General features: G+C 64.3%; 20 protein-coding genes. 4 read left to right on the top strand and 16 right to left on the bottom strand.

What is annotated here, in order from left to right; translation table 11 throughout:
• Positions 1 to 268 precede the first annotated feature (268 nt).
• Both HMPREF2559_RS00670 and HMPREF2559_RS00675 read left to right on the top strand, forming a co-directional pair.
• Positions 269 to 553, top strand: a complete 285-nt coding sequence (locus HMPREF2559_RS00670) for an ArsR/SmtB family transcription factor (RefSeq protein WP_230310978.1) — start codon at positions 269 to 271, stop codon at positions 551 to 553.
• Positions 550 to 771 (top strand): hypothetical protein, encoded by a 222-nt coding sequence (locus tag HMPREF2559_RS00675; protein WP_005323143.1) that lies wholly within the window; start codon positions 550 to 552, stop codon positions 769 to 771. Before HMPREF2559_RS00670 ends, HMPREF2559_RS00675 begins: the two co-directional genes overlap by 4 nt.
• Positions 772 to 1,441: 670 nt before the next feature.
• Here HMPREF2559_RS00675 and HMPREF2559_RS00680 read toward each other — a convergent pair.
• Positions 1,442 to 1,621 (bottom strand): antitoxin, encoded by a 180-nt coding sequence (locus tag HMPREF2559_RS00680; RefSeq protein WP_066489179.1) that lies wholly within the window; start codon positions 1,619 to 1,621, stop codon positions 1,442 to 1,444.
• 219 nt (positions 1,622 to 1,840) lie between these two features.
• Between HMPREF2559_RS00680 and HMPREF2559_RS00685 the strand changes: the two genes are divergently transcribed.
• Positions 1,841 to 3,112 carry a site-specific DNA-methyltransferase gene (locus HMPREF2559_RS00685; protein ID WP_082723249.1) on the top strand — a complete coding sequence of 424 codons (1,272 nt, stop codon included), beginning with the start codon at positions 1,841 to 1,843 and terminating at the stop codon, positions 3,110 to 3,112.
• Here HMPREF2559_RS00685 and HMPREF2559_RS00690 read toward each other — a convergent pair.
• Genes HMPREF2559_RS00690 through HMPREF2559_RS00700 form a run of 3 tightly spaced genes read right to left on the bottom strand, consistent with a single transcriptional unit; the run spans position 3,109 to position 7,379 of the window.
• Positions 3,109 to 4,191, bottom strand: coding sequence for a CE1 family esterase (locus tag HMPREF2559_RS00690; protein ID WP_246816842.1), 1,083 nt, complete (start codon positions 4,189 to 4,191; stop codon positions 3,109 to 3,111). The genes HMPREF2559_RS00685 and HMPREF2559_RS00690 overlap by 4 nt on opposite strands.
• The gene (locus tag HMPREF2559_RS00695; protein ID WP_070539221.1) at positions 4,161 to 5,918 is read right to left on the bottom strand and encodes an ABC transporter ATP-binding protein; all 1,758 of its coding nucleotides are present in this window, start codon (positions 5,916 to 5,918) and stop codon (positions 4,161 to 4,163) included. Before HMPREF2559_RS00695 ends, HMPREF2559_RS00690 begins: the two co-directional genes overlap by 31 nt.
• A 3-nt stretch (positions 5,919 to 5,921) precedes the next feature.
• Entirely contained in the window at positions 5,922 to 7,379 is a 1,458-nt protein-coding gene (locus tag HMPREF2559_RS00700) for an ABC transporter transmembrane domain-containing protein (protein ID WP_066512834.1), read from the bottom strand.
• A gap of 54 nt (positions 7,380 to 7,433) precedes the next feature.
• On the opposite strand from HMPREF2559_RS00700, the gene HMPREF2559_RS00705 reads away from it, so the two are divergent.
• A complete protein-coding gene (locus HMPREF2559_RS00705; protein ID WP_066512837.1) occupies positions 7,434 to 8,243 on the top strand; it encodes a class I SAM-dependent methyltransferase in 810 nt (269 codons plus the stop codon).
• 105 nt (positions 8,244 to 8,348) lie between these two features.
• Here HMPREF2559_RS00705 and HMPREF2559_RS00710 read toward each other — a convergent pair whose 3' ends face one another.
• From HMPREF2559_RS00710 to steA, 12 genes are all read right to left on the bottom strand, one after another.
• Positions 8,349 to 9,734, bottom strand: a complete 1,386-nt coding sequence (locus HMPREF2559_RS00710) for an anaerobic C4-dicarboxylate transporter (protein WP_066489248.1) — start codon at positions 9,732 to 9,734, stop codon at positions 8,349 to 8,351.
• Between the two features lie 350 nt (positions 9,735 to 10,084).
• Positions 10,085 to 11,692, bottom strand: coding sequence for a ribosome biogenesis GTPase Der (gene der, locus HMPREF2559_RS00715; RefSeq protein ID WP_082723253.1), 1,608 nt, complete (start codon positions 11,690 to 11,692; stop codon positions 10,085 to 10,087).
• A 64-nt stretch (positions 11,693 to 11,756) separates the two neighbouring features.
• Positions 11,757 to 12,452, bottom strand: coding sequence for a (d)CMP kinase (gene cmk, locus HMPREF2559_RS00720; RefSeq protein WP_066489203.1), 696 nt, complete (start codon positions 12,450 to 12,452; stop codon positions 11,757 to 11,759).
• Positions 12,453 to 13,388, bottom strand: a complete 936-nt coding sequence (locus tag HMPREF2559_RS00725) for a pseudouridine synthase (RefSeq protein ID WP_066489252.1) — start codon at positions 13,386 to 13,388, stop codon at positions 12,453 to 12,455.
• A 173-nt stretch (positions 13,389 to 13,561) separates the two neighbouring features.
• Positions 13,562 to 14,128: an SMC-Scp complex subunit ScpB gene (scpB, locus tag HMPREF2559_RS00730; protein ID WP_066512847.1), complete on the bottom strand. Its 567-nt coding sequence runs from the start codon at positions 14,126 to 14,128 to the stop codon at positions 13,562 to 13,564.
• Between the two features lie 11 nt (positions 14,129 to 14,139).
• On the bottom strand, positions 14,140 to 14,985 hold the full coding sequence (locus tag HMPREF2559_RS00735; RefSeq protein ID WP_066512849.1) for a segregation and condensation protein A: 846 nt from the start codon (positions 14,983 to 14,985) through the stop codon (positions 14,140 to 14,142).
• Positions 14,985 to 15,857, bottom strand: coding sequence for a ParA family protein (locus HMPREF2559_RS00740; RefSeq protein WP_066489215.1), 873 nt, complete (start codon positions 15,855 to 15,857; stop codon positions 14,985 to 14,987). Before HMPREF2559_RS00740 ends, HMPREF2559_RS00735 begins: the two co-directional genes overlap by 1 nt.
• 185 nt (positions 15,858 to 16,042) lie before the next feature.
• Entirely contained in the window at positions 16,043 to 17,215 is a 1,173-nt protein-coding gene (locus HMPREF2559_RS00745) for a hypothetical protein (RefSeq protein ID WP_246818442.1), read from the bottom strand.
• A gap of 119 nt (positions 17,216 to 17,334) precedes the next feature.
• On the bottom strand, positions 17,335 to 18,237 hold the full coding sequence (xerD, locus tag HMPREF2559_RS00750; RefSeq protein ID WP_070539232.1) for a site-specific tyrosine recombinase XerD: 903 nt from the start codon (positions 18,235 to 18,237) through the stop codon (positions 17,335 to 17,337).
• Between the two features lie 59 nt (positions 18,238 to 18,296).
• Complete coding sequence (locus tag HMPREF2559_RS00755; protein ID WP_070539222.1) at positions 18,297 to 18,935, bottom strand: NUDIX domain-containing protein; 639 nt, start codon at positions 18,933 to 18,935, stop codon at positions 18,297 to 18,299.
• A gap of 22 nt (positions 18,936 to 18,957) precedes the next feature.
• Positions 18,958 to 19,905, bottom strand: coding sequence for a copper transporter (locus tag HMPREF2559_RS00760; protein WP_070539224.1), 948 nt, complete (start codon positions 19,903 to 19,905; stop codon positions 18,958 to 18,960).
• Positions 19,905 to 21,089: a putative cytokinetic ring protein SteA gene (steA, locus tag HMPREF2559_RS00765; RefSeq protein WP_070539226.1), complete on the bottom strand. Its 1,185-nt coding sequence runs from the start codon at positions 21,087 to 21,089 to the stop codon at positions 19,905 to 19,907. Before steA ends, HMPREF2559_RS00760 begins: the two co-directional genes overlap by 1 nt.
• Between the last annotated feature and the right edge of the window lie 6 nt (positions 21,090 to 21,095).

The following is a 21,095-nucleotide window of genomic DNA, read 5'->3' on the forward strand; positions in this document are numbered from 1 at the left end:
GCTGAGGTAGGAACTAAACCCAGGACGCTTCACTGCTGGCTACGCTGTAAGCCATGAAGGAACCCAGCTGTGGTGTGTGCTGCGGCTGGGTTTCTTCTTGGGGAGGGTGAAGAGGGGACGTGATGGGACACCGGCCACGTCTTAAGTCGGGCAGCGTCTCCGCCAGACCCGGCAGAACTTGCACACCGCCGACTGTAAGCATATACTTACACCTGACATCGTTCGATTACGATACGGAGGGATGATGGACGCAGCACGGCTCGCTCAGATGCTCAGTGCTCTCGGAAGTGAGCCTCGGTTGCGAATTATCGCCTCCCTAGAGACGGATTCGACCCATGTCAGTGAGCTGGCCCGCCGACTCGGGATGTCTCGGCCACTGCTCTACCAGCACCTCAACCGCTTGGAAGCTGCTGGACTCATCGAGAGTGGCCTGGAACAGCTCGGAGAGAGCCGAGTGAGGAAGCACTACTGGGTCGCTCCGTTTCAGCTTGAAGTAACTCCAGACCACATTAGGCACCTGATTAATCAAGAACAGAAAAGGGAATCTTCGTGACACTTACCGCTACCGTATTTCTTGTCATCCTCGCCGCCGCACTACCACTCGCGATCTTCGTTGCTCTTACCGTCTGGGTGGTACGCACCGTCACCAGCGCACGACGCGAAACGGCGACGGCGATCGATGGTTCCAACCAACTCATCGTGGAGCACCTACGCAACATCACCGAGCGGTTGGATCGGATTGAGGCCCAACTCAGCGAGATCCCCGAGTAATCAGGCTCTTCCTTAAACAAGGGGCGCGGTGGTTTTGGCTCCGCGCTATGGGCTGTCACAGCGTATGCGCTAAGCGCGTCGCGTAGACCTCCAGCAACATAAACTTGCTTGTGACTTTGGCGGCGGGGTGTGTCTCCGGTCGTGGCGTTATCCTGTCCCTCTCGCGGATAGGGGCTAGGACTGGGGACGAACCACGTGGTGTGCCCCCACCTCCGACACCGCCCCGGCCCACCTGCCGACGGAACCGGGAACGGAAACCGACGGAAACCATAGCTGTGGTTCGGGTCGTTGCAGGTGGGTGGGTAGTTTCGCAAAAGACTCTAGACCGGAGCACAACAGCGTGCTCCGGTCATTGTCGTTTTAGCCTTCTGGCACACCACACGGCTTGGGGTTAAGGGACAGAGAAGGGCATCCGTGTATCGCACATTAGTCATACGGGAAATCCTCCAAGATTTCGTCCGCATGCCCTTCTCTGTCCCTTAACCCACGGCTTGCGGCCATAGAACCGGGACAGGCACTCAATGAAGCGCCCGCTCTGTCCAACACAGAGCGCGGGCTTTGTCGACCACGCGTTGTGCGCAACGAGCTGTCGTTTCACACAAACGAAAAGCGCCAGCTCTCCTCATTATTGGTGGAGAGCCGGCGCTGTCGCGGAAGAGCGTGTGAGGGCTTACTCGCCCTGCTTGCCGATGTGCTCGTCGGCCTTGTCGCGCGCGGAGTTAATCTGGTCAGCCTTGTCCTCACCGAGCTTGCCCGTCGCGAACTCGGCGCCCTTGTCGAGGGCCTGGTCAGAAATCTGCTCGCCCTTGTCGGAGTTCAGTGCGTCCTTGGCCTTGTCGAAGATGCCCATGATAAAAATCCTTTCGTTGCTAAATTATTTACGCCCACCATCGCAGCGGGTGTGATACCCACCGTAGCGACGCCACCCAGGCCTCGCCACCTAAAGATGAGAAAACCTTAGGATTGCCAGCCTCCGTACAGGGTCCTCTACGGGCTGCGGCAGAACATTACGGCGAGGTCACGCGTGGCAGAGCCCACTCATATGCGCTAGTGACTATCCTTAAAGCCCATGTCATCCTCCTTCTTCGGGCTGGTATGGCCCGGCAAGGACGAGGCCGTGGCCGCAGCAACACGCCCCACCTCAACGCGCCTGCGCCAGCGCACGAGCACCACAAGCCCGCATCACTTCTATGCGGGCGATAACCTCGACGTCCTCAAGCATCTGCGCGACGCGCCACAGGCTGGGGGCGGCGGCATCGACGTCATCTACATCGACCCGCCGTACAACACGGGACGCGACTTCATCTATCGGGATAACTACCGCAGCCGCCGCGAATTCCGCGCCGCGGACCATGGCCGTTGGCATGCGGAGTGGCTGTCCATGATGTACCCGCGTCTCGTGCTCGCGCGCGAGCTGCTCAAGGACTCAGGGTTCATCTGTATCTCCATCGGCGAGGACGAGGTGGCCAACCTGCGCAAGGTCGCCGACGAAATCTTCGGCGAGGAATGCTTCGCCGGCCAACTCATCTGGAAGAAGGCCGGTACCGGCAAGAATGACTCGCGCTACGCCGTCGTCGAGCACGAATACATCCTCGTCTACGCCAAGTCCCTCGATAACCCTGGCTTCAATCTCGATTTAGGCGCCGCGAAATCCACGCGTTATAACCATGAAGACGAACGTGGGCGGTACTCGCTCGTGCGCCTCGACTCGAAGACGCTGGGCTACCTGCCCACCCTCGACTTCCCCATTGCAGGCCCGGACGGCAGAGAGTACTGGCCGGACCAGCCCGCGGGTCGCAACAAGGTAGCGCGCTGGCGCTGGGGTCGCGACAAGGTCGCCGAGCGCCACGATGACTTGGTCTTCCGCCGCGGCTTCGTCTACACGAAGAACTATGAGAGCCGCGGCGCCCGTCCGCGTTCCATTCTTGACGGCGAGCGCTTTGGAGTGACCCGCACCGGCCGACGCGACGTCGAAGAAGCGTTGGGCGTGCGCGGCATCTTCGATTTCCCGAAGCCGGTGCGTCTCGTCCAGCACCTCATCGCGTTGTGCGGGCCTTCCGATGCCACCGTGCTCGACTTCTTCGCCGGCTCCGGCACGACCGCCCAAGCGGTTTTCGAGCTCAATGCCGCCGACGGCGGGACCCGCAGCGTCCAGCTCGTCCAGATCCCACAGCCCACGGAGAAAGACTCCGCCGCATTCCGAGCAGGCTACGAGGACCTCGCAGCACTCTGTCTTGCGCGCTTCGAGGTGGCGGCAGTGGCCGCGGGCGCGTCCGTCACCGTCTGGGCTGTCGAGCCCACCGAGCCCACCGAGCCCACCGTAGACACGACGCGCTTCTAGAGCTTATTCGCCGAGTCCTCAGTGCCGGTCGCGCGGCCGGGGATGGCGAAGAAGTCGAGGACGGCATCGGTAGCAAAACCTTCCGGCAGGACGTGCGACTTATCGTAGGAACCGCCAGGCCAGACGTGATTGCCGCCGCCAATGCGGATGTGCACCAGCGGCGCGCGGCAGCCTTTCCACTGCATGAGCAACGAGTTCGAAGCTAGGCGCGACGTGGAGATCTGGTCGCTGCATTGGTTGCGCTTCTGGTCCATCGCAAGGACCTCCATGACCGGGTTGTATGTCGCACCGTGACGGGTTCCGCCAAAGTAGGACACGATCGGGTCGTCGGTGCCGTGGAGATCAAGGCGCCCCACAGGTAGGGGCTCGCCGTAGTGCTCGTTTTCGCTCTCCGCGGCCGACTTACAGCCATCGTGAATCTTCGAGTAATACGCGGCCGAGACGCTGGCGACGGCGTGGAAATACTCCGGCATCTGGCACGCGAGATAGGCCGCAAAACCGCCCCCGTTCGACATGCCCACGGCGTAGATGCGTTCGTCGTCGACTGCGTACGTTGCGCGCAGCGAGTCCACGATCTGCTGGACGAACGCGACATCTTCCGCGCCGCTCGTCTTCGCATAGGGAGCCGGCGCCCATGCCTTATCCGTTCCCTGTGCGTACGCAACGATGGCTTCGGAGGAATCAAACCGGGTGTACGCCTCCATCTGGGAGGCCGTTTCGCCCCAGCCGTGGAAACTTAAGACCACGGGCCAGGCACGCGACGGATCGTAGTTCTCCGGAACGTGGAGGATAAACGTTCGACCCGACGGCAGGTTGATAGTCTTCGACTCCCCCGGCTCCGGTCCCGCCAACGGCGAGGAGGCGGGGATGCCGAGGCTGGGCTCCCATTGCGTCGCCCCCGTGGTCGTCACGGCGGCGGGATCGGTGAGTCCTTCATCCGAACCATCCCCAGCGCCGCATCCCGCCAACAGGCCACAAGCAGCGAGAACGCTCAGCGCCGCGCCCGCGTGTGTCCGTGTGCGCGAGCTCCCGGATGTCCTGCTCATAATCACGAAGAGCTCGTCCGTCCTTTCTGCCAAGCCTGCCATAGTTCGTGGTATCGACCGTTCAACGCTACCAGCTCTGCATGTGTGCCCCGCTCACTCACCCGTCCGTCTTCCATGACGAGGATCTGATCCGCCTGCGAGGCTTGGTCAAGCCGGTGCGCCACGACGAGCGCCGTGCGCCCGCGCGTGACCTCATCCGCGGCTTCTTCCAACGCACCCGCGCCCACGGAACCGGCCTCCGCCGTCGCCTCGTCCATGACGATGACGCGCGGGTCGAGCAGCAAAATACGCGCCAGCGCCAACTGCTGTGCCTCTACAGGTTCGAGCTGGATGCCTTGCGCGCCAACCTCGGTATCGAGTCCATCGACGAGGTGCTCCACCCAGTCCGCCCGCACCCGACGCAGCGCGTCGCGCATGTCCTCATCGGTGGCATCCGGCCGCGCCAGCTGAAGATCCTCGCGCAACGTTCCGGAGAAGACGTGCACGTCTTGCGAGATCATTGCCAAACGAGCGACGCGTTCGGTATCCGAAAGGTGCGAGACCTCCACGCCGTCGACGGTCACCGTGCCTTCATCGGGGACGCGCAGGCCCGCGAGGAGCGCCGCAACGGTGGTCTTTCCCGCGCCGGACGCGCCAACGAGAGCCACCATTTCGCCCGGGTGGAGATGAATGGAGATATCGTCCACGGCCCAGCCCTCGCCGTAGCTGAAGGAGACGTGATCCATGCGCACCTCGCCCACCTTGCTCGGCGCACCCGCGGGCGGCGTGGGCTGTGGCGGGTCCATGACCACGCCCACGATGCGCGCGAGCGACGCGTAGCCCGACTGAATGGTGTCCAGCACACGCATGAGTCCCATGAGAGGGCCGCGCAGACGGATGAGCATGAGCATCGCCGCCGTGACAGCGCCCACCGTCATGGCACCCGTGCGTACCGTCCAGAAGCCAACGAGCAGGCCCGTGGTCACCATGACGAATTCCACGGTGGTGAGCCACGACTGCAGCACCATGAGCGTGCGCCGGGCGCTAAAGCCGTAATCGACGACGTCCTGGCTGGCTGCGCGGATATTTTCGTGCGTGCGTTCCTCCAGTCCGAAGGCACGCACAGTCGCCCGTCCGCGGATGGCCTCGAGAACCCGCCGGGCGCGATCGGCCATGGCGGCGCGCTGCGCAGCGTACCGGCCCGGCGCGACGCGCAGGTAGCGCTGTGCCGCAAAGTAGTAGATGGGTGCGGCCGCGACAACCACGAGGAGGAACTGCCAGTCGAGCGAGACGAGCGCCACCGCCGTCGTGATGATGGCGAAGACCGACCTAGAGAGCACGGGCACCGTCTCCGTCACCGCGGCCGAAAGCTCCGCCACGTCATCCGTGGAGCGCGAGACGAGGTCACCGGTGCCGGCTTCCTCGACGCGATGCGTGGGCAGGCCCAGAGCCGTACCCACCATGTCTTCGCGCAGGTTGGCGATCACGCGCTCCGTGATACGGGAGAGCAGATAGAATCCTCCCGCAGACAGCGCCGCGCCCAACAAGGCGCAGACGGCAAGGCTCACGCCGATGGCGAAAAGGTTCGCGCCGCCGCCAGCGATGACGGCATCTACGATCCGCCCCAGCAGAATAGGAATAAAGATAGTGGCCACCGAGCCACCCGCCAGCAACGCGACCGCCGCGGCGAACTGGCCCTTGGCGCCGGGGACCTGCGCAACATGGCGGCCCACAACGCGACGGACGTCCGGCCACGCGGCAGTAGGGAAACTCAAGGCCATGGGCTATGCCTCCGCTTCCTGCACATCGGCGGTGACGTCCACAGCGACGGCCTGCCACGCGGGCGCCGAGGTGTAGATGACCGTCGTCTGCCCGGCGCGATGGGCGGCCACGCGCTCGGCAATGATGGCTTCCGTCACGGAGTCCACGGCGGTGGTGGGGTCTTGCAGGATGAGGATGGGGGCATCGGCAGCAATGGCTCGGGCCAACGCCACGCGCTGGCGCTGGCCGCCCGAAAGGTTGCCGCCGTTCTCGCCCACCTCACGCTCCGGCCCGCCGGGGATATCGTCCGCAGCAGCGACCCACAGTGCCTCGCGCGCCTTCTCTGGGTCTTCGTGCACGTTGGACAACACGCTGCCCTCGAACACGTCCGACTGGTGTGGCGCCACGACGGCCGACTCGTGCGGCAGGCACTCCAGGCCTTCCGGCGCAGGTGCGTCTACGACCGTGACGCCGCGCGGCAACGCGGGAAGTTCCACCTCTGGATGCTCTGCGAATCCCGCGCCGAGCACCGCTCGGATGCGCTTGCCCGAGGCCTGCGCATTGGCCCATCGCGAGGCGATGTTCTTCCCCAACATCGTCATCGGCGTGATGATGAACTGGGTCAGACCCACCACAGAGATGAGTTCGCCGATCGTGATGGAGCCCTTCAGCGCGAGGCTGCCCGCCGCCAGCGCCACGAGCACGACGTAGACGGCGCCCACGGTTTCCGTCGTCGCGTTGAGCTTCGCCCGGGCGCCGTCTGCGGCGACCGTCTTCGTATAGGCAGCATCGGAGACCGCCGCGTAGCGCGAGCGCACCGTGTCGATGGCGCCGAGGCCTTTCAGAATGCGCAGGCCTTGTACCACGTCCGTCGCCGTGGCCGCGGCCTTGGCGAGCGCCGCCTGCCGCGCACCCGAGCGATGCCGCAAAGGCTTCGCAGCGCGCAGAGAGATGAGCACCACGATAGGCCCGCCCACGAGCACGGCGAGGCCTAAAGGGAGATTGACCACGGAGACCATCGTCGCAACATAGATAATCGAGGTCACCTCAGCAACTGGGAAGACCGTCATGAATACCGCATCCCCCACGCGCTGCGCATCTGTTGACGCGATAGCAAGCAGCTCCCCCGCCGTGCGCCGCGGACCCGCCATCCCGCGCGGATCCTGGATGCGATCCGTGACAGCCATGCGCAGAACGTGGCCCACTTCGAGCATCGCGAGCGAGAAGAGGTTGCGTGCCCACCAGTTCGCCAGGCCGTTGATGAGAAAAGACGCGGCAAGGGCCATGAGCCAGAGCCCCAGGTGGCCCAGCGAACCCCGTGCGATGGCGTCATCGATCGCGCGCCCCACGAGCACCGGCGTTAAACCATTAGTGACGAAGCCGAGCGACATGAGCACGGCGGCCGGCATCGTGCGGCGCTTGCGCAGCAGAACCGTCTTGATGAGCCACCGCTTGTCATCGGGCGCGGGGAGAGAACTCATAACGAACAAGTCTAATAGACCGCACGCCACGCGCCCGGCTAGATTGTGTACACGATGTCTTTTGATTCACTCCACCCTGCCCCGGAGAACTTCCCCAGCTACCGCAAGCCCTCGGAGAAGTCTGCGCCGGAGTTCCGCACTACCGCGCACCGTCAGGCCTCCGCTCGTGCCTTCGCCAGCGGCGCGGATGAGTATGCCGACGTGCGTCCCGTCTACCCCGCCGAGGTCGCCGCACTTATCGCTGATGCTGGTCGCGTCCTCGACGTCGGCGCCGGCACGGGAAAGCTCACGGCGACGCTCACCAATCCCGAGGTGCTCGCCTGCGATCCCTCGCCCGATATGTGCAGGGTCCTGCGCGCCGGGCTGGGGCTTCCCGTCTGGCGGGCCACTGCTGAAGCCACCGCGCTTTCCGATGCCGCCCTAGACGCCGTCGCTTGTGCCCAGACGTGGCATTGGGTCGATGTTGCCCGCGCCAGCGCCGAGTTTGACCGCATCCTGCGTCCAGGCGGGCGCGTAGTGCTTGCATGGAACACCCTCGACGTGCACTCCGACCCGTGGGTCCTGCGTCTGGCCCGCATCATGCACTCCGGAGATATTCAGAAAGAAGGCTTCTACCCCGCCATCGACGACCCGTGGGTGCTCGCGGAGGAACGCCGTCTGCGTTGGTCCATGCCGCTTACCCCGGAGCAGCTGCACCGACTCATGCACACGCGCTCCTACTGGCTGCGCAACGGCGAGGAGGTTCACGAGCGCATGACGCACAACCTCAATTGGTATCTCTTCGAGCACATGGGCTTCAAGCCCGGGCAGCAGCTCGAGATTCCCTATCGCACGGACGCTTTCGCCTATACGCGGGCGTCCTAGGCAGCGCACGCCACGTCTCAATCGCCTCGCGCTTCGCGCCGGGCCCGTGGGATAGCGAACGCCGCGCGGCACCGACGTGCGCGCGGCATATCAATGCCAGCTAACTTAGAGGATGACGGTAGCAAGCAAGGAACCGACCACGCAGGACGTGAGCACCGAGATGAAGCCCGGGATGATGAACGAGTGGTTGATGACGAACTTGCCGATGTGCGTGGTTCCTGTGCGGTCGAAGCCGATGCAGGCGAGGTCTGATGGGTAGGTCGGCAGGATGAAGTAGCCGTAGGCCGCACCGTAGAAGCCGACGATGACGGCGGGGTCGATGCCCAGCGACAGACCGATAGGCGCGATGGCTACGAGGGCCGCGGCCTGGGAGTTGACCAGCTTGGAGACGATGAGCAGCGCGATGGCGTAGGCCCAGGGAGCCGACTGCACGATGCCGCCCAGGGCGCTTTCCAGTGCATCGATGTGCGTCTCGAAGAAGGTATCCGCCATCCAGGCAACGCCGAAGACGGAGAACACGGCGGTCATACCGGCCTTGAAGACCGGAGTCGTGGCGATCTTCGTGTTGTCGACCTTGCAGAAGATGAGGATGATAGCGCCAGCGACAAGCATAACCATCTGGATGACCAGGTTCATGGACAGCTTCTCCAGCTCGCCATCCTCGCCCGGGAAGGACGGGCGCAGGACGTCGAAGGCGCCGAGGATGACGACGAGGGCGATGGCGGTGAGGAAGACGGCGACGGAGCGCTTCGCCGATGCCGGGAAGACTTCACCGAGCAGCGAGTGGCCCGCAGACTGCACGGACTGTGCGAACTCAGGGTCCTTCATCTTCTCCTGGAAGGTCTCGTCCTTGTCGAGGTCCTTGCCACGACGCAGCGACCACAGCGCGGCAAGGATAACGCCGCTGAGCGAGGCGGGGATGGCGACCATAAGGATTTGCGGGATGGAGTACGAGACGCCGGTGACGCCCGCATTCTCCGCAATGATGGACGCGAGGGACACCGTAGCGACGGACACCGGAGACGCGGTGATACCCATTTGGGCCGAGGTCGAGGACACGGCCATCGGACGCTCCGGACGAATGCCCTTCTTCAGCGCGATGTCCTCGATGATCGGGAACATGGTGTAGACAACGTGGCCGGTACCGCAGAGCACGGTGAGGAACCACGTGGTGAGCGGGGCGAGAATGGTGATGCGCTCGGGGTGAGCGCGCAAGATTTTCTCGGCGAATTGCATCATCACCTCTAGACCTCTGGCCTGTTGCAGCGTGGCCGCGCAACCGATAACCGCGATGATGGTGAGCATGACCGATACCGGGGGCTCGCCTGGCTTGAGGCCAAAGACGAAGACCATGATGACGAGGCCAATACCGGAAATGAGACCGAGCCCCAGGCCACCGTAGCGCGTGCCAAGTAGCAGCGCGGAGAGGATGACAATAATTTGGAGAACGATCGCGAGACCCGAGGTCGGGTCAAGGATGGAGGCAAGCATGACGCGCCCTTCCGAACTCATTGAAGGTTCTGAGAATGAAACTGTGTACTTGCTTCATCTTATGCGACCGGACATAACCAGACATAAGTAAACACAGGCGGGAAAAGTCACACCGGAAGGATTCCGGATTGAGAGGCTGCATGAACTATAATGGCAGCATAACGCACATACTGCTATTCAGGCGCTGCACTGGGGCCAACACCACATTTCGGACATTTCGTAGGCCAATACCCTACCAACGAGCGCCGGTTGTTATACCCAGTATGCGCCGCACCAAAGACGAATAATCCCCCTCACTCCACCGCCCAGTGACGGCACAGTGAGGAGGATTCGTTACCCCGCCCTAGAAGCTAGCGCTTGCGCTTATCGCGACGCTCGCGAACGCGGACGGCGATGCGCACCGGCGAGCCGTGGAAGCCGAAGCGCTCACGGAACTTGCGCTCCAAGTAGCGACGGTAGCCAGCGTCAAGGAAGCCCGTGGTAAACAGCACGATAGTTGGCGGCTGCGTGCCCGCCTGCGTAGCGAAAAGCACGCGCGGCAGACGGTTGTTCTTCATCGGCGGCGGATTCGCAGCGATGGCCTCGCGCAGCCATGTGTTGAGCTGGCCGGTGGACACGCGCTGGTCCCAGGACTCGAGGGCCGCGAGCATGGCCGGCTCCAGTTTCTGGAGGGCGCGGCCGGTCTCTGCTGAGATATTCACGCGGGTGACCCACGGCAGGTGCGTGAGTTGCTCGTCGATTTCGCGGTCCAGGTAGTAGCGGCGGTCCTCGTCAACGAGGTCCCACTTGTTGAACGCGATGACGAGCGCCTTGCCGGCCTCGAGCACCATGTTGAGGACGCGCTGGTCCTGCTCCGAGATTTCCTGCGAGGCGTCGATGAGCATGACGCAGACCTCGGCGGCGTCGATGACGCCGCGGGTGCGCAGGGACGCGTAGTACTCGTGGCCCTGGGCGTTCTTGACCTTCTTGCGCAGGCCTGCCGTGTCAATGAACTTCCACAGCTTCTGGTCGAGCTGAACGAGCGAGTCAACAGGGTCGACGGTGGTGCCCGCCGCGTTATCGACGACGGAGCGCTCCTCGCCGGTGAACTTGTTGAGCAGTGAGGACTTGCCCACGTTCGGCTTACCCACGAGCGCTACGCGACGCGGACCCGAGGTGATGGACGGGTGGCGCGGCTGGTCCGGGAAGAGACGCAGAATCTCGTCGAGGACGTCAGCGCCGCCGCGACCGTGCTGTGCGGACACCGGCCACGGATCGCCAAGCCCCAGCGCGTAGAACTCCGCCATGTCCGCATACATATTGTCCGAGTCGAACTTATTGGACACGAGGATGACGGGAACCTGGGACTTCTGCAACTTCTTCGCCATGACAGAGTCAGTCTCCGTGATGCCCACGCGGGTGTCGACGACGAAGACGATGACGTCAGCGGTCTCCATGGCGGCCTCAGCCTGGCGCGCGATGGCAGCATGGATGCCCTTGACGTTGGGGTCCCATCCGCCGGTGTCCTGGACAAGGAAACGGCGGCCGTTCCACTCGGCGACGTAGGAAATACGGTCGCGGGTAACACCCGGATGGTCCTCGACGACGGCCTCGCGGCGCCCGAGGAAACGGTTGACAAGCGAGGACTTGCCCACATTAGGGCGACCCACGACGGCCACGGTGCAAAGGTTCTCCTCGACGTGACCGTCAGCATTGACGCCATACGCGGCCTCGATCTCGGCCCATTCCTCATCCGTGAGGTCGTCCTCGTAGTCTTCGCCATAGTCGGCCTCGCCGAATTCAGACTCGTCAAAGTCCTCGGCGTCGAAGTCTTCATCGAAGTCATCATCGTCGACCCCCTCGTAGCCGTCGACGACTGCGATTTCCTTCGCGTCCTCGTCGAGGTCGAAGTCGAACTCCGAGACATCGAAGTCGGACGATGCCCACTTCTGGCTCGAGGAGACGGTTTCTTCTTCCATCTTGCCCTGTGGGTAGTGGAACTCGGTCTCGAATTCCTCCGGCTGGCCGCCGGTGTTGGTGTTCTTAGCCACGCGCGGACTCCTTAATGATGGCGGTGAGACGCTGCAGGACCTCCTGCAGCGTGAGCTCGGACGTGTCGACCACGACGGCGTCCTCGGCCGGGCGCAGCGGCGACGTGGCGCGGGAAGAATCCGCGGCGTCACGGCGCTCGACGTCGGCGAGCACGGTGTCGAAGTCAGAGGGAATGCCTGCGGCGACGTTTTGGTCGTAGCGACGCTGCGCACGGACCTGCGCCGAGGCGGTCAGGAAGATCTTCACGGGGGCATCGGCAAGCACCACGGTGCCAATGTCGCGGCCCTCGACGATGGCGCGATGCGCCTGGGCTGCCAGCTTACGCTGCAGGTCGACCAGGTTCTGGCGGACCTCCGGGATGGCGGAGACGGCCGAAACGTTGCGGGTCACCTCGTCTTCGCGGATGACCTTGGAGACGTCCTCACCGGCGAGCAGTACCTGCTTGGAATCCGGATCATCGGAAACCTCGAGCGGCAGGTCTGCGGTCGCGGCAATAACGGCCTGCGTATCGGCGGGGTCCAGGCCCGCGCGCAGGACGGCAAGCGTCGCGACACGGTACATGGCGCCGGTGTCGACGTACTTGGCATCAAGCTCCTTGGCCAGTTGGCGGCACGTGGAGGATTTGCCGGTGCCAGACGGGCCGTCGACGGCCACGATGAGTCCATTGTTAGGCATATTGTTCAGCATTTACATCTCCACCGCGTTGTACAGGCTGGTCAGTTCGTTCGAGTTGAGCGCGCGGAATGCACCCGGGGTGAGCTCGCCAAGCTGCACCGTGTGCAGCTTGGTGCGCACGAGGCGCTGGACCGGGTAGCCGGCCTCCTTGAGCATGCGACGCACAATGTGCTTGCGGCCTTCGTGCAGCTCGACGCGCACGAGGGAGTAGCCGCCGTTCTTATCCACAATCTGCGCGAAGTCGGCCTTGGCCAGGCCGTCATCGAGCTCGATGCCGTCCTTGAGCTGCTTGACCAACTTGTTGCCCCCCTCACCGAGCACCGTGGCGAGGTAGGTCTTCTTAATGCCGTACTTCGGGTGCATGAGGCGATTGGCAAGCTCGCCGTCGTTGGTGAGCAGGAGCAGACCCTCAGTGTCCGCGTCAAGGCGGCCCACGTGGAACAAACGCTGGCCCGCCGCCACGCGGTCAGAGACCAAGTCGCCCACGCACGGGCGGCCCATGTCGTCATGCATGGTCGACTGCATCCCGCGCGGCTTGTTGAGAATGAAGTACTGCATGTTCTCATTGACGTTGATGCGCACGCCATCAACTCGGATAACGTCGACATTCGGGTTGACGCGCACGCCCTGCTGCATGATGATTTTTCCGTTGACCTCGACGCGACCGGCGTCGATGAGGATCTCGGCGTGGCGGCGCGAAGCGACGCCAGCCTTGGCGAGCACTTTCTGGAGGCGCTCCCCCTTTCCATTGTTCGCGGCGCCTTGGGCGTCACCGTCGACCAACCAGTCGGCGCCGAGTTCCCGCGCGACGGAGTCAGCGGTGGAGTTCTTGGTGCGGTCAGATTTTTTCACGTGCTGGCGGCGGGCCGGCTTGGCATTCGAGACCAGCATGTCGCTGGCTCGCTGCTTCTTGTCCGGTGTGCCGTCGCGGCGAGCGGGTGGGGTCACGATAATCACGTGTCCTTTTCTTGTGTATGCAGTTGCCGCCTGGCGCCTTGTTCATTCCGGTTGAAATCTCGCGAGCTCCTGCTCGCGGGGCGCTGGACGTGGAAACGCTTTGTTTACCGCAGGCCATCCTACCCCCGAATAGTCTGGCCGTGGTATTCGCGGATTGTCGGGTGCTAGTACTCCTCGAGGATGGAGTCCACATCCGGCAGCAGCGGCGCCAGGTCTGGTAGGCGCTGTAGCGAGTCGATGCCGAGCAGTTCAAGGAAGAGCTCCGTGGTCTCGTATTGGTGGGCCAGGCCCTCGTGCTCAATCTCGCGGATGAGTCCGCGCAGGGTGAGTGTGCGCATGACGCCATCCACGTTGACGCCACGCACGGCGGCGACCTGCGCACGCGTGACGGGCTGACGGTAGGCGACGACCGCGAGGGTTTCCATCGCGGCACGAGAAAGCTTGGTCTGGCTGCCGTCGAGGAGGAATCCTTCGACGGCCTCTGCGTTGTCTTTGCGCGTGTAGAGGCGCCAGCCCTCCCCTGTTTCACGGAGGTCGAACCCTGAGCCACGCTCATCGAATTCCCTCGCAATGGCACGCAGGTGGTCACTTACCACGGTGGGCTCCAGCTCGAGGGCGCGCGCCAAAGCCTCGACGGACGCGGGGGCGTCGAGGACGAGCAGAATCGACTCGAGGCGCGAGCGCTGCTGCGAGATGAGCGGCAAGGCGGGACGCGGCTGGGAACTATCCATGGCTTCGCAGTCTAATCCCAGTTAGCCGCCGCGACGACGGCCGGGTCGACGTCGAGGCCAGTCCATGCAACATCGAGGGGTCCGAGCGACTCCTCCTGCTGCGCGTCGACGGCCTTCGCTTTGTAGAGCTCCAACAGCGCGAGGAAGCGGCCGACGACCTCCATGGACACGGTGCAGTCACGGGTGAGCGCGGTAAAGGACATCCAGTTGCCTTGCCCCAGCAGCTTGAGCGTCGTGAGGATCTTTCCTGCCTGCTCGGGTACGGAGACGGCCACGTGGTGAATGTGACCCGTCGCCACGCCCTCGGGCGGCTTCGGACGAAAGACGCTGGCGGCAAGCTCAGCGAAGCTCGCGGGCGTGTGACCTAGGGCGACCGGCGGGAGCAGCTGCGCGAACTGTTCCTCCATGCCCACCGCGCGGGGATAGCTGCGGCGCGCTTCGCGCTGCCAGCGCGCCATGAGGTCTGCGACCTGTTTGTAGGCCTTGTACTGAAGCAGGCGCGCGAACAGCAGGTCGCGGGTCTCGAGGAGTTCCAAGTCTTCCAAGTCAGAGACCTCGCCGCGGGGCAAGAGGCGCGCGGCCTTGAGATCGAGAAGGGTCGCGGCGACGAGGAGAAACTCCGTGGTCTCGTCGAGGTCAGCCGTGGCGCCGAGCGCACGGGTGTAGGCGACAAATTCGTCAGTGACCTCGGAGAGCGCGACGTCCGTGACGTCCATTTTCTTCGACGAGATGAGCTGCAGAAGCAGGTCGAAGGGCCCCTCGAAGTTCTTCAGGGCGATGCGAAAGCCGGTGATCTCCGGCTGGACGGCCTCCTGGTTGGGTGCGTGAGAAGGCGCAAGGGGATGAGTAGCGTTCACTACTTCGAGGTGCGCTCGATGACCTCGCGGGCGAGGTCGCGGTATTGCTTCGCCGCCTGCGAATTCGGCGCCCATGTGGTGATTGCTTCGCCGGCGACGGACGTCTCCGGGAAACGGACGGTGCGCGTGATGACGGTGTCAAAGACCTTGTCTCCGAAGTAGTCGACGACGCTCGACATGACCTCGCGGGCATGCTTGGTACGACGGTCATACATGGTGACGAGGATGCCGAGGATCTCCAGATCGAAGTTGATGCGCTCGGCGACCTTTTCCACCGTGTCCGTGAGCAGTGCCAGGCCGCGCAAGGAGAAGAACTCGCACTCCATCGGGATGATGACGCCCGCCGAGCAGGCCAAGGCATTGACGGTGAGCAGGCCAAGGGACGGCTGGCAGTCAATGATGATGAAGTCGTAATCGCGGCGCACGGGGCGCAGCGCACGGGCGAGCGTGTGCTCGCGGCCGACCTCGTTGACGAGCTGAATCTCCGCCGCGGACAAGTCGATGTTGGCGGGAACAAGGTCAAGGCCTGCGATGGGCGTGCGCTTAATCGCGGAGTGAATGGACACCTGATTGTCGAGCATGACGTCGTAGATGGTGTCTTCAATCTCGTCATGCGTAAGGCCGAGGCCGGCGCTCAATGCGCCCTGCGGGTCCAAGTCAACGAGGAGGACTTTACGTCCAGCTTCCGCGAGGCACGCGCCCAGGTTAATGGTCGAGGTGGTTTTACCCACGCCGCCCTTTTGATTACACATGGACAAGATGGTTGCGGGACCGTGGGACTCCAGCGGGGCCGGCTCCGGGAGCTCACGCACCGGGCGACCAGTTAGGCCCACCTCTACTTCGGAGGCGTCGAAGAGGCCGTCCTCACTCATAGTCACACCTACTTCCTTGACTTCTACCGATGCATCGCCCACCGGCGGGGCTGCCAGCATGCCCGTCGGCGCGCCGTCTTACAGCCGTGTCATTTCCCTTTGACGTATCTTACAGCGTACCCGCCGCCGCGCAACCACGACGCATAACCCTCAAAGCCTCCGGAAAGTAAAGGGTAAAGGCTAGACTATAGAGTCGTTGAGCGCGCGGAACGGCGCTTGCGCGCCAGTGCGACGAGGGCGGCGATGAGCGCCACAATGAGGACGACGATGACGACACCGGCAACGATGAGCTTGGTGTTGGAGGAATCCGCCGAATCATGCGCAGCCTGTTCCTCCTCGAGCTGCTCGCGCGTGACATGGTCAGCGGACGCGTAGTGCGGGTCGCGCAGGGTGACGTCCGCGACCACGCCGGAGCCATCCTCACGGATGAGCTGCATGATAAACGGGTTGTCCGGTGCTTGGCCCTCGGGGTAGGTCAGCGTCAGGGTGCGCGCGGTGGTATTGATATCGCGCTGGACGCCCTCAATGATGTTGCCGTCCGCGTCGATATAGCGCAGCGTCACGCTGTTGCGGTCCATGTCCTTGAAGCGGTTATAGAGATCGAGCGCCTGGCTCACGTCCATCTGGGCCGTAATGACGTTGTCCTTGATGGTCGACTCGAGGTAGATGTGCTCGGCTGCGGAGGCATCAGCGGGGCTCGCCGCCGACCGTGTGGGCTTCTCCCCCGGCACGACGGGAAGGTTCGCGTCAGCCTCACCACCGGTCGCATCCCCCGCGGCGCCGCCGTTCGTTCCCTCGGCAGAACCGCTGCCGCCCTCGGAGCCGCCAGCGCCGTTGTCACCTTGCGTGCCCTCACCGCCCGAGCCATTGACAGAAGCGTCGTTGCCGGCGCCTTCCGCGCCGTCGCTGCCGCCCTCGCCGTTTCCGCCGTTACCGGTGCCACCGACGTCGGCTTTCTCCGGCGCGGTCGAGACGAGCGTGATGGTGCCGGAATAGCCTTGGTAGCTCACCGGGATGGAGACCTGGCCGCCCTCGGCGGGGGCGGTAATCGTGGCGGAACCGCCGGATGCCGAGACGGACCATCCGCCGCCGGAATAGGAGGCTTCGACAGGCACGGGCAGGGAGACCGTGGTAGTTTGGCCCGCGGCGACGCTCACGGGAGTCGCGAGCATGGATTGGACGGCCTCCGGAGTCATGCCCTCGGGAATCTGCGCGGAGGCCGCGGGAACGGGCGACTCGCCAAGCGGCGCGAGGATGGCCGGAGCGGCGAGAGCCGGAGCGGTAAGCACCGCGGCGGCGCAAACGGCAGCCAGATGGCGGCGCGAGGACAGGAACACGGAGTGAGAAGTCGTCGGCACGGGTGGGATCACAACCTTTATGGTCGACGCGGTACTCAATGTGCCGCGCCAGTGGACGATGAACAGAAGATGAACGGGCCCAGTCTAGCCGTCGCAGCGAACGGCCCGGAAACTACGGTCTAGGCGCGCGGGTGAGCCGTGCGCCAGGCCTCACGGAGCGCATCGGCTGTGACGTGCGTGTAGATCTGCGTCGTCGTCACCGAGGAATGACCTAGGAGTTCTTGGACGGTACGCACGTCGGCGCCGCCTTCGAGCAGGTGCGTAGCAAAGGAGTGCCGCAAGGTATGTGGCGAGACCTTCGCGTCGAGTCCGGCGCGCTGTGTGGCGGTCTGCAGCACGGCCCAGGCGGATTGCCGCGTGAGCGGGTTGCCCCGGGTATTGAGGAAGAGCGCGGGCGTACGTCCCCAGCTCAGCACGGGACGCGCACGCACGAGATAGGCGCGCACGGCGGCCTGCGCCTTGGAGCCCACGGGCACGAGGCGTTCCTTGTTGCCCTTACCGGTAATCCGCAGGACGCCGGGCGTGCCGGGCTCAGATTCGAGTGCGTCGTGGATGTCGTCGACGGCCAGGCCGACGACCTCAGAGATGCGGGCGCCGGTGCCATAGAGCAGCTCGAGCAGCGCCCGGTCGCGCACGTCGATGGGGCTCGCGGCCTCCCCGTCCGGGACGGATTCGATGAGGCGTGCGACCTCGTCGACCGAGAGAGTATCCGGCAGATGCTGCGGAGGGGCGGGCGGCGAGACCTCCGAGGCGACGTCAAGGCCCAGCACGCCCTCGGCGACGGCAAATTTGTGGAGGCCGCGCGCGACCACGAGGGCTCGATTGGCCGAGGATGCCGCCATGGTGGAGCGCAGCCACGCGAGGTAGGCCTCGACATGGGAGCGGGTGACGTCGCCGAGATCCTCGATCCCAGATTCGGCGAGCCAGCCGAGATAGCGGCGCACATCGCGCCGATAGTTGCTCAGTGTATTGGATGAGACGCCCCGCTCGACGGCCAAGTGGTTAAGCCACGTCGCGGCAATGCGCTGGGCCGGGGTCGACGGTTCCCTCTGATGCGCGGGCAGGTCTAGCTGAGAGGAACTCACAGCTTCTTCATGTCCGGGCCCTGGCGGCGCGCGGCGAGGGACTGGGGACGCAGGTCAAAGGGGGCATCGGCAGGCCGGGTGGCTCCGCCATGGTTGATGACGCGATCCGCGGCGAGGATGCCACCCACGGCGATGGAGTTGACGATCTCACCGGAAAGAATCTTCGCGACGGCCTCCTCGAGCGGCAGCCACAGGAAGTCCATGTCTGCCTCCTCGTCGCCCACGGCGTGGAGCGCCTCCACCTCGTGGAGATCGCGCGCGAGAAAGACGCGCACGGCCTCCTCGCAAAAGCCCGGCGAGGTAACGAGGTCTGCAAGCGTCGCCCACTGCTCAGCGGCAAGCCCGGCCTCTTCCTGCAGCTCGCGCTGGGCGCCGGTGAGCTCGTCTTCGCCCTTGATGTCGAGCAATCCTGCGGGCAGCTCAAGCAGGTGGCGGTCGACGGAGCGGCGGTACTGGTTGACCATCGCGATACGTCCCTGATCGTCCACCGCGGCGATGGCCACGGCGCCAAAGTGCTCAACGACCTCGCGGCTGGCCACGTGGCCGTCGGGCATGGCGACCTCGTCGCGGCGCACCGCGATAATCGGTGCGTCAAGGAGCAGCTCCGAGCGCAGAGTCTTAAATTCATGCGACATTGCCTGTCATCCTTTCCAGAGGTTAGCTGGCGGCATTCGGCAGCGGCGGCGCGGCGGCATCGACATCTGCGGCCGCACCATAGGCCCCGTGGCCGCCGTCGAGCTGCTCGCGCACCGCGAGCACCGTCGCCATGCGCGCCCACGAACGGTCGATGGAATCGACCGTGGAGACCTCGTTGCCCTTCGCGGAGCGGAGCTTGCCGATGACCCCTTCATCCGACGTCGACTCTATCCTTCCGGCGAGCACGGCGTTGCGGCCCGTCTTATTCAAGGCCGTGAGCATGGCAGAAAGGTTATCGGACTTGAACGCATCGCCCGCAGTGCCCGACGTCTTGCCGTCGATGACGACGATGGCCTGGGCGGGCAGAATGGTCCCATCCTCGTAGTCGATGAATCCGGCATCGCGCAGCGCTTGGAGCACCGTCGCGCGGTCGGCGACGGAGGCCAGCGGTTGCGTGGATTCCGGATCCATGTAGAGCGCAGCGCCGAGGGACTCGCCCGCGTGGGTGCCCATGTCCTGCTGCTTGGTGGACAGCTGCGCGCCGGCGGGCAGCGTGTTGGCGATAAGCGACTTGAGCTCGTCCGCGCGCGACTGATCGAAGAAGGCATCCGCCAAGTCAATCGTTCCGGCGTCCTCGATGTCCGCGGAGGCGAGCAGCGCCTTGATGCCGTCGACCTCATTGCTTTGCGCGTTCGACGTCGTCATGACGAGCACCGGCCGGTTGGCGAGGCTGCCATCCACCATGGTGGGCGAGAGCTCGGAGACGACCGAGTCGCCGGACTTGGACTGCGCCTGCAGCACCTGGTTGTCCTGGACGACCTGGCGGAATTCATCGCGCACGGCGTCATCGCCACCCGCAGAACCCGCGACCGTGGGGCCCAGCGCGAATGCGCCGATAGCCACGCCCACGGCCACCCCGAAGCCACTGCCTGCGATGACCGGGCCAGAAGAAGAGAATCGCTGTGGCATTAGTTAAACCATCCTGCGACCGTCTCGGTGAGGTTGGACCACGTGGCGGAGAGGTTCTCGCCGAAGGAGGCGTCCCCGCCCAAGCCCGCGATGAGCACGATGACGGCGAGCGCAACGAGGATGCCGAGCAACGCCCACAGCCAGCCCAGGCTTCCGCCTGCCGGTGCCGTGTACAGCGTAATGACGGAGTCCGCGTCGACGAGCTTCGTGCCCGTCTTCATGCGCGCAAGCAACGCCGCGGGCGTCGCGTGTGCCTTGTCCGCAAAGATATCGTCGAGGTCGACAGAGCCTCCTACCTGCACGATCATGTCCGCTTCCTGGAAGTCCGCGAGCAGCAGCGCCAGGTCCGTCGAGGAATCCGTCGCGGACGGGAAGGTCATCGCACCCACCCCCAGGTCCTGAATTTTCTCCAGGCCCGGTGCCGTGCCGTCCGGCGTGGCCGGCAAGATGACGCGCGCGCCCGAACGCAGCGTCTCCGCCTTGACCGTCTCCGGGTTTGCCACGATGAGATCCGGGCTGTAGCCCATCTCCACGAGCGAGTCTGCCGCGGAGTCGACGCCCACGATGACGGGCTCGTATTCGCGAATGAAGTTGCGCAGCAACTTCACCTTGGCGCGGTGGTCCTCACTGGGCGAGACGACCATGACCTTGCGGCCGCGCATCTCCACACCCGACTCCGGAATACCCAAGCCGTCGATAAGTAGCGGGCCTTCCGAGTGGATGAACTGGATTGAGTTGCCGAAAAAGGCTTCCATGTGGTCGATGAGGTTGCGCTCGGCCTCGGCAAAGCGCGCCTGCGCTTGGCCGCGCTCGATGACGGTGCCAAAGCCAATCTGCTTGTCTCCCAGATAGACGGTGCCGTCATCAGTGAGACGCGCCTTCTTCCCGTCCTTCATCGCCTCGAGGAACTGCGGGCCCACGCCCTCCACGAGCTGCGTTTCGGCGTCGAGCAACATGTGCGGTCCGTAATTGGGAATGCTACCGGTGCTAAATTCCGCGGTGTTGATGACCGCGGCCGGCTTCAAGTCCACCAGCTGCTGGGCTTCCTGACGAGAGATATTCGCGGCGTCGACCACGGCGAAGTCCCCCGCGCCGAACTTCTTCAGTCCTTTGCCGCCGGGCGTGCAATCGCGCAGGGTGCCAGTGACACCGGGTGCGTCGGTAGTGCGAGAAAACAAACTCATGCGCGC

Source organism: Corynebacterium sp. HMSC072G08 (assembly GCF_001809185.1).
Lineage (GTDB): Bacteria > Actinomycetota > Actinomycetes > Mycobacteriales > Mycobacteriaceae > Corynebacterium > Corynebacterium phoceense.